Origin of the sequence: Chryseobacterium vaccae (assembly GCF_009602705.1) — a bacterium.
Classification (GTDB): Bacteria; Bacteroidota; Bacteroidia; order Flavobacteriales; family Weeksellaceae; genus Chryseobacterium; species Chryseobacterium vaccae.
Genome location: NZ_VSWH01000001.1, coordinates 4,870,921 through 4,888,613 on the forward strand (window position 1 = coordinate 4,870,921; position 17,693 = coordinate 4,888,613).

Sequence of the window (17,693 nt, forward strand, 5' to 3'; positions counted from 1 at the left end):
TGAAATCTTTGAGTTGGAAGACTATTCCTTGATCACTTTTTTAGAAATGACATCTTTGTTGGTTTTTATTTCAATGATGTAAATTCCTTTAGTGTAAGAAGATAGATCTATTGTTTCTTTTTCATTATTGATTGTTCCGTTTTGTAATTTCTTTCCGGAAAGATCATAGATGGTGAACGTTGATTTTTTAGGAGCTTTTAATATGTTTACAATATCTTTTGTAACGCTTGGTGCTATTGCCAGTTCTCTTACACTTCCTGCTTCCTGGGTTCCTAAAACAGATGTATAGCCTGTCACAAGAATTGAATAGTTCTGGGGAGCATTACCGCCGGTACTGTTTCTTAAAGTTCCTTTATTGGTAATTTCAATTCTGTAGTTTCTTCCTGCCACCGGATTGTCGATAACTACCTGTTCTACATTGTCAACCTGATTATCCGCTTTGGAAGCAGGAAACATAGGGTTGTTGGCATCCAGTTTCCACGGATAGTATATTGTATTGGTTTGTGTGTCAATGATTCTTAAATCCAGATCATTAACTAGTTTAGATGCTCTATTATTATGTACATCTTGCCACGTTAGATTTTGCGGAATTATATATGCCGGATCTATCCATGATATGGTTACTTTAAGAGGTTCTGTTCCAGATGCCTGTACCGTTTTTCTATTGGTTGCCGCATTATTTAAAGTTTCATCATTGAATATGATGGAATTGTTTGATTTTCCTACAAGTAGCTCGGCTCCTTTTTTAGCATTGATGTAACCCCATCCGTGCCAAGGATCCGGACCGATATTGCCGGCTTCAGAAGCTGAATGGATTGTAAGCACTTTTGCGGAAGCTGCATTAAGCTCAAGGGTAGGGAACAATTGCTTATAAATCTGCATCCAGAGACCAATAATACCCGTTACTATTGGTGCTGAATATGATGTGCCACTTCCAACAGATATGCTATTGCTTCCCGTAGTGTCCTCATTGGTAGATGCATGAGCTACCTCTGTTCCTGTGGTGGTAATGTCGGGTTTTATTCCTCCGTCATCTCTTGGTCCTGCGCTACTGTACTCCGAATGTATTACATCAGCAGCTGCGGTATATCTTTTATCATTAGTAGTAATAATATCAGTAGCACCTACAATAATCAGATTTTTAGCTAAAGAACCTGTTCCGATACAATCATAACCCTGTGAGCAGTTGTTGGGAGGTAAGACATCCGTTGCCGAAAACTGTACAGGATTACCTGAAGCATCTTCATAGTATCCGGGAACAGAGTTGCCATTGGGTCCCATTCCAAAGTAATTACCGGCAGACTTTACAATAACATAGGACGGATTATTGTATACAATCTGATCGTAATTTTGATCATTGATAAAATAAGTACCTTGTATATCATATGATGTTCCGGCATTGTAATATCCAGTCCAGAAATAAGCTCCGGGAACTACAGTATCTGTCCACCCCATATTTGTACCATAAGAATGATTGGAAATTTTCGGTGCAGCAGTCAGTATTTTCTGAAATACATTACTTTCGGTAGTATTTCCCGGCAAAGTACTATTGTTGAACGTATAATTATCGAAGGTAGCATTAGGAGCAATTCCTTTAAAATTGACCGGATGGGTTCCTCCGTTGTTGAGTTGGAATGTAAAGGGATAATCTTTTGATCCGATAAAACTCGTAACAGCAGTTGCATGATCGCTGTAATTCATTGTGGCTGCTTCTTTATTGGTAACTCTGTTGGGAGCATTGTTGAAAAGAACATGACCGGCAAATGCTCTGCCTCCGTCAAAAACAGTAAACTTGATATTTTCACCATTAAATGATCCCGTCAATCCATTTACAGTACCATTTTGGAGAAAATCAGAATTGGAATTTTTAATTTGATCCATGTCCTGGTTCTGTAAAAAATAGGGTTTGCCTCCTGGAGTAAACCCTGCCAGCTTACTTCTTTGTTTCTCAATTTCTTTTATCATCTCTGGGGATCTGTTCAATCCATAACGTTTTGAGATATAAGTTTCATATTTTTCATTGTTTTCCAGCCTTTGTTTTTCAAACTCTTTTATCAGAGCATCATCATGGTCCTGGGCAAATGTGAAAAAAGCAGCTAATATGCTGATTGAAATAAAGATTTTCTTCATAAAGTTTATAGGTTTAAAAAAAATTGCGGTTTATTTTTTTTTTTTTTTTAAATATATAAATTAAACATTATGTTGCTTCATTTTGTGTGAATTATATGGGTTTTAGTTGAAATTGTATATGTATTTTTAATTTTTTTATTTAAAATTTTAAACATATGATATTTTTCAATGATTTTAATTTTGTAAAAAATGGGTTAAATACCTTCGTTTTAACCTTTTTCTTTACCCTATTTTGCCCAAAACGTACTACAAAAAAAAGGATACTAACATTTTTGTTAATATCCCTTTTTGAGACAATATTATAATTAATGATTATTCCTTGATGACTTTTTTAGAAATAACATCTTTGTTGGTTTTTATTTCAATGATGTAAATTCCTTTAGTATAAGAAGAGAGATCTATCGTTTCTTTTTCACTATTGATCGTTCCGTTTTGTAATTTCTTTCCGGAAAGATCATAGATGGTGAACGTTGATTTTTTAGGAGCTTTTAATATGTTTACAATATCTTTTGTAATACTTGGTGCTATAGCAAGACCGCTTAAAGCGCTGGTTTCATTAGTTCCTAAATTAGTTTGTGTCTGTCCTGTAACAATAATTGAGTAGTTCTGCGTTGTCAATACAGGTGTTGCCGCATTATTAACAAGTGTTCCTTTATTGGTTATCTCAATTCTGTAAGTTCTTCCTGCTACCGGATTATCAATAACAACTTGTTCAACGTTATCCACTGTATTGTCACCTTTTGTGGCTGGCGTCATTGGACTGGTGGCGTTTAGTTTCCATGGCGTATAAACAGTGTTGTTTGTAGTATCTATGATTCTTAAATCTAGGTCATTAACTAATCTTGAAACTCTATTGTTATATAGATTTGACCATAGGTTTGAGGTTACTTTATATTCAGGGTCAATCCATGAAATGGTCACTTTTAATGGTTGGCTTCCTAACGCGGTAACTGTTTTTTGATTAGCAACCCCGCTGGTTAACGTTTCATTATTGAAGATGACTGAATTATTGGATTTTCCTACCAACAGTTCTGCTCCTTTTTTGGCATCAATATATCCCCAGCCATACCATGGATCAGGCCCAACGTTTCCAGCTTCAGCTGCTGAATGTACCATTAATGTTTTAGACGCTGCAGCATTCAGTTCAGCATTATTGAAAAGTGATTTGTGAATCTGCATCCAAAGACCGATAATTCCAGCTACCTGAGGAGCAGCCATAGAAGTACCGCTGTTGACCTGCCAAGTAACACTTCCTGTAGTATTTTCAGCTGTAGAGGCCATCCAGATACCAGTTCCGGGAGCGGCGATATCAGGTTTAATACCCCCATCGTCTCTAGGCCCTGCATTACTGTAATCGGATCTTACCACATCAGTTGGGGCGGTGTAGCGAAAATTATTTGATGTAATAATGTCTGTAGCTCCTACAACAATAATATTTTTAGCCAGCGATCCATAACCAATACAATCAAAACCCTGGGCGCAATTAGCTTCAGGGGCTGAGCCTGCAGGGTAGGCAGCATACCCGCTTGATGTGCTATAATAACTGTTGGTTGTCGTATTTGAGTAGCCTGGGCCATATCCGAAGTAGTTTCCTGCAGATTTTACGATGGTATAGGCCGGATTGTTGTACACAATGGCGTCATAAGCCTGATCGTTTTGGAAGTAGGTTCCCATCAGGTTATAGTTATTGCCGGAAATATAATTTCCATTCCAGTACCATGCGTTATTCGGATACCCTGTTGATGTAGTACCATAAGTCCAGCCCGGATTTATTCCGTAAGAGTGGTTGGAGATTTTAGGCTGTGCAATTAAAATTTTCTCGAAAACAGTACTGGCAACTGTTCCTCCGGGAAGTACAGTGGTCGAATATCTGTAAGAATCCATTGTGGAATTCAGAGCAATACCTTTTGTGTTTCCGGTTGCTATAATATTATTATTTTCGTCTCTTTGCGTAAGAGGGACTGATCTACTTCCTATGATGCTGGCAACACCAGTAGAGTGACTGCTGTAATCATTGGTAGCAGCTTCCATATTAATTATCCTGTTGGGTGCATTATCAAATGCAGGATGGGGAGCGTAAATTCTGCCTCCGTCAAAAATGGTATACTTGATTCCTTCTCCATTAAAAGCTGTAGCTAATCCATTTACACCACCTACAGTTGTTAAAGCATCAACATTATTATTGAAGATTTGATTTTGGTCATCAGTCTCATAAAAGTTGGGTACATCTCCTGAAAATCCAGCCAGATTTGCCCTCATCTCATCTATTTTTTTCTGTGTTTCAGCATTTCTCTCTTTTCCGAATGCTTTAATTACATAAGAGTCAAACTTTGCGTTATTTTCTCTGTTTAATTTCTCAAACTCTCTTTTTAATCCTTCATTGTTTTGAGCACTTATTAAAGCAAAAGCTAAAGTGCTGACCAAAAGTAAATGTTTCTTCATGATAACTGATAAAATATTAAAAATTATAACGGGTTAAATATAGTGTTAAATATTTATAAATTAGGTTTTTCGTGTAAATAATTCTAATATTTTGTTGATTTATTGTTGTTTGATAATGGTAATGGATTATTTTTATTAGTTTTTTTAATTCTATATGTTTTATGTATTTGTGAAAGTTGTACTGCTTGTATTTTACTGAAAAATTCTATTGAACTCTAATTCTTGCTATGGTTATATTGGTGTTGTGCTTTGAATTTATAATAGCAAAAAACCCGTTTCTGCAATTGCAGAAACGGGTTGGAAAGTGAGAAATGTTGATTTACTATTCTTTAATAACTCTCTTGGAAACAGTTTCTTTTCCTGTATTGATTTCTATAATATAGATGGCATTAGGATAAGATGAAAGATCTATAGATTCTGTTCCACGGTTGATTGTTCCGCTATGTAGTTTTTTTCCTGATAGATCATATAGGTTAAATACTGATTTTTCCGGAGCATTCAGTACGTTTACAGTGCTTTTTGTTAGTGTAGGAACGATACTGATATTACTGTTCAGAGATTTTTCATTGGTAACTGATTTGGATGCTGGCGCTTGCTGGCTGTTGTAGCCGGTTACCATAATAGAATAGTTTTGAGGAGCATTAGCACCGGAATCGTTAACCAGATTTCCTTTATTGGTAATTTCTATTCTGTAAGATCTTCCTGCAGTTGGAGCATCAATGACTACCTGTTCTACATTGTCTACTTTATTATCAGCTTTAGTTGCTGTTAGCGGATTAGCCGGATCCAGTTTCCAAGGATAATAAACTGTATTATTGGAGGTGTCAATAATTCTAAGATCAATATCATTTACTAAAGTAGATGTTCTTACGTTGTGTAATTCTTGAAAAGTTTGATAGTTGGGTACCTTGTAAGCTGGATCGATCCATGAAATCGTTACTTTAAGAGGTTCTGTTCCGGTAGCTGTAATTGTTTTTCTGTTAGCTACACCGCTATTTAAGGTTTCGTCTGTAAATAGAACCGTACCGTTGGACTTTCCTACCAATAATTCTGCCCCTTTTTTAGCATTAATGAATCCCCATCCGTGATGAGGGTCCGGTCCGATATTTCCTGCTTCAGATGCGGAATGAATCATAAGTACTTTTGCAGAAGCCGCATTAAATTCAGCACCATTGAATAACTGCTTATTGATCTGCGTCCAAAGTCCTATAATTCCGGTAACAATAGGTCCGGAATAAGAAGTTCCACTGCCTGAACCATAGGTGGTGCTTCCTGTAGTATTTTCAGCTGTAGAAGCATGGCCTACGTTAGTGCCGACTGTTGTAATGTCAGGCTTTATCCCTCCGTCATCTCTTGGTCCTGCACTGCTGTAGCTGGATTTGATGACGCTGGAAGCATTGCTGTATCTTTTATTGGAAGCAGTAAGAATATCTGTAGCTCCAACAACGATAATATTTTTAGCCAGCGAGCCGGTTCCGATACAGTCATATCCTGAATTACAGTTCTTTGTAGGAATGTTGGAAGACATGAAACCAAACGTTACAAGGTTTCCAGAGGAATTCTGATAGTATTTAGTCTCATATGATGATGGTGTCATGCCATAAGAGTTACCGGCAGATTTTACAATAATATAAGAAGGATTGGTGTAGACAATTTTATCATAATTTTCATCATTGTTTAAGTAGGTTCCTTGGGCATTATAAGATGTCCCGTTGTTGTAATAACCATTCCATATCCATGCATAAGAGCCATTTACAGGACGGTAATCCCAACCTAAATTGGTTCCATAGGAGTGATTGGATATTTTAGGCTGTGCGGTTATTATTTTTTGAAAAACATTGCTTTCTGAAGTGTTGCCCGGAAGTTTTGATGTCATGAATGCATAAGAATCAAAAGTGGAGTTCTTGGCAATACCCTGGATGTCTTTATTGGAAGAAACGAATGATTTACCTCCTATGAAACTGGAAACAGCTGTGGCATGCGCGCTGTAATTCATTGTGCCGGCTTCTTTATTGGTAACACGACCGGTTGCATTGTTGAATACATTGTGTGCTGCATAAACTCTTCCGCCGTCAAATACGGTAAATTTAATGTTTTCACCATTAAAAGACCCGTTCAGTCCTGCAATGGTTCCATTTTGAAGAAAATCAGAATTTGAGTTTTTAATCTGGTCTATATCATGAAGTTCATAGAAATAGGGGATTTCACCCAGAAATCCGGCAAGATGGCTTTTCTTCTCTTCAATTTCATGCTGTGTTTTGGAGTCTTTTTTAGTCCCGTAGTTTTTCGAAATGTAAGCATCAAATTTTTCGCTGTTTTTGTTGTTCTGGTTTTCGAACTCACGCATTAATGCGTCATTTTTTTGTGCACCTGCTAAAAAAGCAATCAGAGTGCTTGCTAGAAATAAATGTTTTTTCATGTTGATATTTTTGTTGCAGGACAAATCTATAAAAAGTTAAATATTACGCAAGTTTTATTTTGTTAAATTATCTGTTTTTAGCAATTTTTATTAAAGATAATTTTGATTTATTGTTTATTTATTGTGTTTTGTTTAATTTTTAGTTTGTTTTAAATGTAATTTGTTGTTTTTATTTATATTGGCTTTTTTAACAAAAAAAATATAGATGTCTTTTCTATTTCGAGGGTAAATTTTGTAAAAAAAATGAAGTAACTTTACATTCTCTTTTTTAAAAAAGTTAGAAAATTACATGTATTTAATTTTTGACACAGAAACAACCGGTTTACCTAAGAATTTCAACGCCCCGCTTTCCGATTCAGAAAACTGGCCCAGAATGGTTCAGATTGCATGGCAGGTGCATGATGACAATGGAAATCTTATTGAAAACCAGGACTACATTATAAAACCGGAAGGGTATGATATTCCCTTCAACGCTGCCAGAATTCACGGGATTACAACTAAGATAGCTAATGAAGAAGGCCGTGATCTTCAGGAAATCCTGGAAGAATTTTCCAAAGTGCTTGAAAAAGTAAGGGTGGTATCCGGTCATAATGTAGAATTTGATTACAATATTGTAGGAGCTGAATTTTACAGAAAAAATTTACAGGACAACCTTCAGGATAAGCCTAGAGCAGATACCATGATCTTAGGAACCAACTACTGCCAGCTTGGCGGCGGAAGGGGAGGAAGGTTCAAACCACCAAAGCTGGAAGAGCTTTATGAAAAATTGTACGGACATAAATTTGACGAAGCACATAATGCCGCAGCCGACGTAAATGCCACGGCACAGGTGTTTTTTGAAATGATGAGAATCGGGGTGATTCCTGCAGAACTGTTAAAAGTTTCTGAAGATCAGCTGGCTTATTTCAAAACGCTTCATCCTGATCCTATCAAGCCTTTCAGTATTGTTATCAGAAGGCAGGTAGCTGACTTTAATAATAAGAAAAAACAACAGGACTTTGGAAGTATTGACGAGATTGATCTTGGGCAATATTTTAACTTTGATAATCATAGTGTCTTCTCAACGTTATCAGCTACTTCAAGCATTAATGATTTAATTAAAAGGGCATCAGATGACAATTTTCCGGCTGTCGGAATGGTGGATCTGGGAAATATGATGGGTGCTTTTAAATTTGTGTCTGCAGTAGAAGGAGCCAATGGGGACCGTGCAAAAAAGCACAAAGAATTTTTAACGAAAAAACAGGAAGCTGAAGAAAACGGAACCGAATTTAATGAAACAGAACCTGTTTCAGAGCCTTTGATTCCTGTTGTTGGCTGTGAATTTTATATTTCAGACCGCTATGAACAGAAACAGTTTACCAAAGATGATCCGGACAGAAGAACACAGGTTGTTCTCTTAGCAAAGGATTTTAACGGATACAAAAACTTAGCAAAGCTTTCAAGTATCGGTTTTTTAAAAGGTTTCTATTTCGGAGTTCCAAGGGTAAGCCGTGAGCTGATTGCCCAGTATAAAGAAGGGGTTATTGCTTTGACGTCAGGGATTCATGGAGATATCCCGGATGCTATTCTTAATACCGGTGAACAAAAAGGTGAGGAACTTTTCAAATGGTGGAAAGATACTTTTGAAGATGATTTTTATGTTCAGATCCAGAATCATAAGCTACCGGAAGAAGAACATTTGAACGAAGTTTTACTGTATTTTGCAGATAAATATAATGTTAAGATTTTAGCTCAGAACGAAACGTATTATACCAATAAAGACGATTCTAATATTCAGGATATTGTAAGCTGTATTAAAGACGGTGAAAAACTGTCAACCCCTGTTGGGAAAGGATTTGGAAAGAGAAGAGGACTGGCAACGGGAGAATATTATATTAAAAATGCTGAAGAAATAAAAGAAACTTTTCTGGCTTATCCCGATGCTTTCGAAGCATATGAAGAATTTACGGCTAAGTTTAAACCATATACTTTAAAAAGAGATGTTCTCCTGCCGAAGTTTGATATTCCTGAGGAATTTATTCATACGGAAGATGAGATAGACGGAGGAAAACGTGGTGAAATGGCTTATCTTACTTACCTTACTTATGAAGGCGCTAAAAAGAGATATGGTATTGAGGGTATTACAGAAGAAGTTAAAGAACGTCTTGATTTTGAGCTTGAAGTAATTGCCAATACTGGGTATCCGGGGTATTTCCTTATTGTACAGGATTTTTGTAACGAGGCCCGTAAAATGGGAGTTTGGGTTGGTCCCGGAAGAGGATCGGCAGCAGGCTCTGCGGTAGCATACTGTATTGGAATTACTAATGTTGACCCAATTAAATATGATCTCCTTTTTGAGAGATTCCTGAATCCCGAAAGGGTCTCAATGCCGGATATTGATATCGACTTTGATGATGAAGGTAGAGACAGGGTTATCAAATGGGTAATTGATAAATATGGACAGAGCCAGGTGGCGCAGATTATTACTTACTCTGTTTTGGGTGGGAAATCTGCGATTAAAGATGCAGGAAGGGTTCTTGATGTTCCGATTCCTGATACTAATAATATTGCGAAACTTATTCCATCTACACCAGGAATGAATATTGCCAAAGCTTTGGCAAAATATGAAAAACTGAAACCGGAAGAGCAAATGCTCGTTGATGAAATGAGATTTGTTCTTGATAGCCCCGGGGATCCACGCCATGACGTTCTTGCGAGTGCAAAAAAGATGGAAGGATGCATCAGAAATACAGGAATCCACGCCTGCGGAGTAATTATTACTCCTGAAGACGTAAGTAATCTGGTTCCGGTGACTATTGCTGCGAAAGATGCTGATATTCTGGTGTCACAGTTTGATAACTCAGTAGCGGAAAGCGCAGGACTTCTGAAAATGGACTTTTTGGGTCTTAGAACACTTACAATTATCAAAGATGCAATAAAGCTGGTTAAAGCAAGATATGGAGTAGATATTGATCCGGATCTTATTCCGCTGGATGATACAAAAACATATCAGTTATTTAAAGAAGGAAGAACAGTAGGGATTTTCCAGTACGAAAGTCCCGGGATGCAAAAATACATGAGAGAGCTGAAGCCAACGGTTTTTGCCGATCTTATTGCCATGAACGCATTGTATCGCCCAGGTCCAATTAAGTATATCCCGAACTTTATTAACAGGAAACATGGAATTGAAGAAATTGTCTATGACCTTCCTGAAACAGAGGAATATTTAAAAGAAACCTACGGAATTACTGTTTATCAGGAGCAGGTAATGCTTTTATCTCAAAAACTGGCCAACTTTACAAAAGGTGAAGCCGATACGCTGAGAAAAGCAATGGGTAAAAAACAGATCGACGTTCTGAATAAGATGTACCCTAAGTTTATTGAAGGAGGAAGAAAGAATAATCTTAATGAGGAAAGGCTGGAGAAGATCTGGAATGACTGGAAAGCTTTTGCGGAATATGCCTTCAACAAATCCCACTCAACCTGTTATGCCTTTATTGCTTATCAAACGGCTTTTTTAAAAGCCAACTATCCTGCAGAATATATGGCGAGTGTAATGAGTAATAACATTAACAATACGGATTCGATCACCATGTTCATGGAAGATTGTAAAAGTATGGGGGTTGATGTTCTGGGGCCTGATGTGAATGAATCACAATATAAATTTTCCGTAAACGAAAAAGGGCAGATCCGTTTTGGATTGGGAGCAATTAAAGGTATAGGTGAAGGGCCGAGTGAAGCCATTACGCGAGAAAGAGAAAACGGAAAATTCAAAAATATTTACGACTTTTTTGAAAGAATACTGCCTTCCCAGATGAATAAGAGAGTGGCGGAAAGTTTAGTGCTTGCGGGAGCATTTGATGAATTGGATGCTTTCCATAGAGGCCAGTATTTTGATATTGATATGGCTGGAAAAACCAATCTTGAAAGGTTGATCAGATACGGACAAAGCTTCCAGGAGAGTAAACACGAAATGGAAAATTCCCTGTTTGCTGATTTTGCGGAAGAAGTACAGATTGAACAGCCTAAACTGCCTCCTTGTCCGGAATGGCCCAATATGCATAAGCTGAATAAAGAAAAAGAAATTATAGGATTCTATCTTTCTGCGCATCCGCTGGATGAGTTTAAATATCAGTTCCAGTTTATGCAGGGACAGCTTTCCAAAAAAGCGGTATTGGAAAAAGAAGAGGAAGAAAAAACAAATACAGAAGAAGCTCCCGTTCTGGAGACCGATGCACAAGATGATTCTGTTGATCTTACAGAGATTGTATCGGATGAAATGTCCATAGGAGAAGAGGAAGTTGTAGAAGAGGTTGTTAAAAAAGCAGAACCGAAAGGGAATTTTCTGTTTCTCAATCTGGATGAAGTAGATGCTTATAAAGAACAGGCATTCTCTAATAAACAGGAAGAGCTTTTTGAAGAGAAAAAGAAAGACTGGAAAACAATTCAGAAAGAAAGAGAGAATGGCGGTGGCGGAAAAGAATATACCGTAGCCGGACTTATCACAGAATATAGAGTTCAGGATGGATTCCGAAGCGGGGAGAAGGTGGCTTTTGTTACTTTGGAAGATTATTCCGGATCTTATTCTTTCAGGCTGGGGGATAGAGATTATATGCGCCTGAAAGAAAAGCTGGAAGTTCAGAGGTTTGTTATATTTAAAATAAAATTTGCCCAGGTAAAAGACGGACGGGTTTTTGTGAATGTGAATGATGTAATCGAGCTGCAGGAAGCTTTTGAAAGATTTGCTAAAAGTATTTCTCTGGTAATGGATGTGATGGATGTCAGGCCGGAAGATCTGGATTTCTTCAGAACAGTTCTCGACAGGAATAAAGGAAACCAGAAACTGAAATTCTTTATTAAAAATATAGAAGATGATTCCCATCTGGAAGTGCAGTCTATGAAACATTCTGTAGATCTGAACGGAGATCTGATTAAGGAGATTCAGCTTCTGAATAAATATGAGTTCTATCTCAATTAGTAATAATAAAATATGTGGTATATAAAGCGGCTTTTTGCCGCTTTTTTTATTTTTTCAAGACCCTTGAAAGTGATTAGTCTATAAAATTTATCAACAATTATATTATGTTAAGTAGGGTTTTTTCTTCCTGCTTGTATTTTGATGCTTGTGTTTTAACGTTCTTAAAATCAGTGTTTTAAATTTTAACTCTATATTGTGAAATATTAGTTAAAATTAAATAAATGTTTAAGTTTTTATAAAATTACAGCCTATTTTAAATATTTGGATTTAATATTTTAAGATAAATTTTGATATTTGATTAAATATTTACTTACTTTTACCTCCCTAATTTTTATTTTACGAAGTATGAAAAAACTTTTACTGTCGTGTATGTTGGCTCTGAGTATGGGAGCATCTGCACAAATTATTGTAAATGAGAGCTTCGAAGGAAGTTCTTTGCCTTCGGGATGGACGGGCTCAGCACTGCCATCTACAGCAGGTCAGACCACTACTGTTTCTATGTGGAGTGGAGGAACAGCCTGCGTAGGCTCGAAAATGGCTTACAGAAATCTGTATAGCGGTGTTACCTCTTATAATATTACCTATTCATCAGCAAGTTCAAACGGAACAGAACTTACTTATTCCTTTCAGTATGCAGCAAAAGGGTATTCCTCTAGCGATGCAATTAAAGGTAGCGTTGTCGCTGAATATACAGTAGATGGAGGAACAACATGGGTTGCTCTGGGGGTGCCAATTAATCTGAATAATCCAAGCTCAACACCTGTTCCTTGTACCACTGTTTCAGGAGTAATTCCTGCGGGAACAATCCCGGCAGGGGCTGATTTTAAATTCAGACTGACCGGAAATTATACTGCAACTTCTGATTTCTATTTAGGTTTTGATGACGTGAAGTTAACGCAGGTTGTTACTGCACCTCCGGGATGTTCAACAATTTCAGCGCCGGTAGCAGGTGCGACAGGAGTTTCCAGGACACCTGCTATTACCTGGAGTCAGGCAGCAGGAGCTACAGGATATCTTTTGAATGTAGGAACTACTCCGGGAGGAACAGATGTTATTAACGGCCAGAATGTTGGGAATGTTACATCATATAGTATTCCGACGGCTAGTGCTCTAAATTATTCAACGGTTTATTACGTAAAAGTTATTCCTACCAATAATTTAGGAAATACAACCAATTGTACAGAGAGTTCTTTTACAACATTAAATATTGGCTGTCCGTCTGTAAGTGCACCATCTAATAATGCCTTGAATACAAGTGTGACTCCTGCAATAACTTGGAGCTCAGTTAGTGGGGCTACGGGATACAGGCTGTCAGTAGGAACTACTTCTGGAGGGACTGAAGTTTTGAATAACATAGACCTTGGGAATGTATTAACTTACACATTTCCCTCTCCTTTGAACTATAATACAGCGTATTATTATACGGTAAATGCTTATCAGGGAACGACGAGTACATCGGCATCCTGTACAGTTAGAAAATTTACAACCAAGGCACCTCCTCCTGCTAATGATGAGTGTGCGAATGCGGTAGTTTTAGGAGTAAACTCAGATATCAACTGTGCTGTAAAAGGTACAGGAAATACATTGGGTGCAACACAGTCTGCATCATCAGGTACTTGTAGCTTTGTTACTTCAGATGATGATGTTTGGTTTAGCTTTGTTGCTACAGCCAGCAGTCATGTGATTAAATTGTCTAATGTAGTTTCTACAGGAACATCATCTACAACCGATATGTATTTTCAGGTATTAAGCGGAACTTGTGGTTCTTTCACAAGTTTACTTTGCAGTGATGCTGATGCTAATTCTGTTTCAGGACTTACGCCGGGAGAAACTTATTATGTAAAAGTTTTTACCTATAGTTCAGGTGCGGAATATGCTGCAAGTTTTGAGATTTGTATAGGAACACTTCCTCCGCCTCCTGCCAATGATGAGTGTTCAGCGGCCACAGCCCTTACGGTAAGCTCAGGAGCTTTATGTACTTCTGCAGTGGCAGGAACTACTTTATCTGCAACCAGCTCAGGCGTTGCTGTATCTCCATGTACAGGTACTGCAGATGACGATGTATGGTATTCTTTTGTGGCAACCTCTACATCTCATGTGGTTGCTTTAACTGATGTTGTGTCAGTAGGAGTAACTTCTTCCACGTCTTTATATCTTCAGGTTTTAAGCGGAGCTTGTGGAAGTATGACATCCCTTGCATGTGATACAAGCCCTGCTACACCAACAGTGCTTACAGGTTTAACAGTTGGTAGTACTTATTATATCAGAGTATATAACTCTAATACTGGAACAGGATATGCCAACACATTCAAGATTTGTGTATCAACACCGGTTGCGCCTGCCAATGATGAATGCGGTAATGCCGTAACTCTTCCTGTAAGTGCGGATTTAAACTGTGCAGCTCCTACTTCGGGAACAACACATAGTGCTACAAATTCTAATTTAGCTGTATCTCCATGTACAGGTACTGCAGATGATGATGTATGGTATGCTTTCACGGCTACAGGCCCGGTTCATACAGTAATGCTGTCTAATGTGGTTTCTACAGGAAGCACTTCGTCCACAAGTTTGTATACTCAGGTATTTAGTGGAGCATGCGGATCTTTAACAAGTCTTGTATGCGGAACTTCTAACTCAACTGTTGTGCCTGGATTAACAACAGGTCAGACGTATTATGTAAGAGTTTATAATTCTAATGGATCAGGATATTCCAACAGCTTTAATATCTGTGTAGGAACTCCTCCTCCTCCTCCTGCCAATGATGAGTGCTCAGGCGCTGTTGCTTTAACGGTAGGGAATAACTTTAATTCAAATCCTATTACTGCTACAAGTGTATCGGCAACGACTAATGGAGTGTCAACATGTGTTACTACCGGGTCTAATAATGTTAATAATGTATGGTTTTCTGTAGTAGTTCCTCCATCAGGAAGTGTTACCGTTGAAACAGCTTCGCTTACAGGATCTTCGTTTGCTGATTCTATTATGGAGATGTATAGCGGTAGCTGCGGGACGCTTACTTCTGTAGGATGTAATGATGATGTTAGTGGAGCCAGCAACAGATTTTCTAAAGTGTCAGTTACAGGCCAAACTCCTGGATCCACACTATATGTAAGTGTTTGGAAATTCGGGCCTACAAATCCGGATGGAGAGTTCAGAGTTTCAGCTTATGACAGTTCTGTTTTAGCCACTTCAGAAACGGCAGTGGTGAAAAATAACCTTAAAGTGTATCCAAACCCATTCTCTGATATTCTGAATATCTCAGATGTGAAGAATGTAAAATCAGTTTCTGTTATTGATCTTTCAGGAAGAGTAGTGAAAACTATTGACAATCCTTCTTCAGCTCTTCAGCTTGGAGATTTGAAACAGGGAATGTATCTGATTTCTTTAAAAATGAAAGACGGATCAGTACAAACATTAAAAACTATTAAAAAATAAATTTTTTAGTATTAATCAGTGTTTTATGAATAGCAGCCTAATAAGCTGCTATTTTTTTTGTTATATATTCAAAAAATATTATTAATTTAACAAAAAAATAAAACTTAATAAACTATGAAAAGAATTTTACTCTGGGGTATGCTTCTGATAAGCATAACCATGAATGCACGGGTAGAGACAGGAAATTTCTCTACTGATAAGAAAGAATATAACGGCCGGAATAAAGCATGGAACCCTCCGGCTAATGATGATTGTGAGAATGCAGTACAGCTTACCGTGAATTCAAATCTGAACTGTGGTGTTACTGTTGCAGGAACAACACTTGACGCTACAGATTCAGGATTAGCTCCAGCTCCTTGCTATGGAACTGCCGATGATGATGTATGGTATAAATTTACAGCAACTGCTTCAATTCATGTAATTTCTCTCAAAAATATTGTTTCTGTAGGAAGTGATAACTCTACCGATATGTATTTTCAGGTATTCAACGGGACTTGTGGTAATCTGACGAGCATTAAATGCTCTGATCCTGAAGAAAATATTGTAAGAGACCTTACACCGGGAGAAACCTATTATATCCGGGTGTACAGCTATTATGGAGCAGGCAGGGCTCAGACTTTTAATATTTGTGTAGGGATGCTGCCTCCACCTGTAGCGAATGATGAATGTTCCGGAGCGGTAACTTTAACAGTTAATGCAGATCTTTTTTGTGGTAATAAAACGTCAGGAACTACAATAGGTGGTACAGATTCTGGTATTGATCCGTGTGAAGGCGAATCAGATGATGATGTCTGGTATAAATTTACTGCGGTAGAAACTTCTCATGCTATATCATTAAGCAATGTAGATTCTATCTATGGATATGATTCTCCTATGTTTGAAATATTTAGCGGTTCATGTGGTGCCTTAACCAGTATCGGATGCTCAGATTATGAAACCTCTCAGATTCTCACCGGACTGAATCCCGGAGAAACTTATTATATAAGAATATTCAGTGATGCTGAAGGGTTTAATACTTTTGATATTTGTATAGGGACTCTTCCTGGTGCTCCTCCTGCTAATGATGAATGTTCAGGAGCTGTAGCATTGACGGTGAATTCAGATATGAGCTGCAGTAATAAAATTTCAGGACATACCGCTGAGGCTACAGATTCAGGCATTGATCCTTGTGATGGTGAGGCAGATGATGATGTATGGTATAAGTTTACTGCAGTAGGTACTTCTCATATTGTCTCAATAAGTAATGTGGCTGCTGTTTCCGGATATGGAGGAGCTTTCTTTGAAGTTTTCAGCGGAGCATGTGATACTCTTACCAATATTGTATGTTCAGACTATGAAGACTATCAGGTTCTTTCCGGATTGACACCTGGTGAGACGTATTACATAAGAGTATTCAGTATGTATGACGGAGCTATTACTTTTGACTTATGTGTAGGCACATTACCTCCTGCACCAGCTAATGATGCATGCTCCGGAGCTCTTTCTGCAACAGTATTCCCATACAGCTATACTCAGGCTGATGCGGCGGGTGCTACCAATAATGACGGATTTATTGAAAGCTGTACAGATGAGGGAATGAATGACGGAACATGGTTCACATTTACCGGAACTGGAAGTACTTTTGATATTTCAGTTACGATGCCTTCTGGAAGTTCTTTTGATCCTAAGATTGGGGTATACAGTGGAAGCTGTGATAATTTAACCTGTGTAGGAACGGCAGATGATGGATTGTCAGGAGGTGCAGAAGCAATTTCTGTTCAAACCACGGCTGGAACTGTTTATTATGTAAATGTGGGTAATTATAGTGCTTATTCGGATAATATGGAGGGAGAATTTACCATTGCAATCAAAAATGCATCTCTTGGAACTTCAGAAGTTTCTAAAGAAAAAGATAAGATCAAGGTATATCCGAATCCGTTTACAGATGTATTGAATATTGCAGATATTTCAAAAGTGGGATCCATTACTATTTCTGATGTATCAGGAAGACAGGTGAAAAATATAAATGTACCTTCCTCCGTACTTCATTTGGAAGATCTTAAACAAGGTATGTATCTGGTGATTTTAAATATGAAAGACGGATCAAAGCAGACTGTGAAAGTAATCAGAAAATAATATTTTAATTTTTAATAATGAACGGCAGCTCAAAAGGCTGCTGTTTTTTTTGATATGTGGTGGCCAGATGATAACCTGATAAGGTCGATGGTTTTGTTTTTTCATCCAATCTGTTGTTGTAATTGAACGGTGTGATCATCAGCTTTCCTGTGATGTAAAATATCAAAAAGGAGGGAAATACTGTTTTTTTCTTTA

General features: G+C 37.7%; 6 protein-coding genes. 3 read left to right on the top strand and 3 right to left on the bottom strand.

Annotation, left to right across the window (positions count from 1 at the left end; genetic code table 11):
• Nucleotides 1–21: 21 nt before the first annotated feature.
• The 3 genes from FW768_RS22380 to FW768_RS22390 all read right to left on the bottom strand — a co-directional run bounded on the left by FW768_RS22380 (nt 22) and on the right by FW768_RS22390 (nt 6,991).
• Nucleotides 22–2,130, bottom strand: a complete 2,109-nt coding sequence (locus FW768_RS22380) for a S8 family peptidase (RefSeq protein WP_153399395.1) — start codon at nt 2,128–2,130, stop codon at nt 22–24.
• 312 nt (nt 2,131–2,442) lie between these two features.
• On the bottom strand, nt 2,443–4,572 hold the full coding sequence (locus FW768_RS22385) for a S8 family peptidase (RefSeq protein WP_153399397.1): 2,130 nt from the start codon (nt 4,570–4,572) through the stop codon (nt 2,443–2,445).
• Nucleotides 4,573–4,894: 322 nt separating this feature from the next.
• On the bottom strand, nt 4,895–6,991 hold the full coding sequence (locus tag FW768_RS22390; protein ID WP_153399398.1) for a S8 family peptidase: 2,097 nt from the start codon (nt 6,989–6,991) through the stop codon (nt 4,895–4,897).
• Between the two features lie 289 nt (nt 6,992–7,280).
• Between FW768_RS22390 and dnaE the strand changes: the two genes are divergently transcribed.
• From dnaE to FW768_RS22405, 3 genes are all read left to right on the top strand, one after another.
• A complete protein-coding gene (dnaE, locus tag FW768_RS22395; RefSeq protein ID WP_153399400.1) occupies nt 7,281–11,948 on the top strand; it encodes a DNA polymerase III subunit alpha in 4,668 nt (1,555 codons plus the stop codon).
• A gap of 345 nt (nt 11,949–12,293) precedes the next feature.
• Nucleotides 12,294–15,383: a T9SS type A sorting domain-containing protein gene (locus tag FW768_RS22400; RefSeq protein ID WP_153399402.1), complete on the top strand. Its 3,090-nt coding sequence runs from the start codon at nt 12,294–12,296 to the stop codon at nt 15,381–15,383.
• Nucleotides 15,384–15,497: 114 nt separating this feature from the next.
• Nucleotides 15,498–17,498: a T9SS type A sorting domain-containing protein gene (locus FW768_RS22405; RefSeq protein ID WP_153399404.1), complete on the top strand. Its 2,001-nt coding sequence runs from the start codon at nt 15,498–15,500 to the stop codon at nt 17,496–17,498.
• Nucleotides 17,499–17,693: the final 195 nt, after the last annotated feature.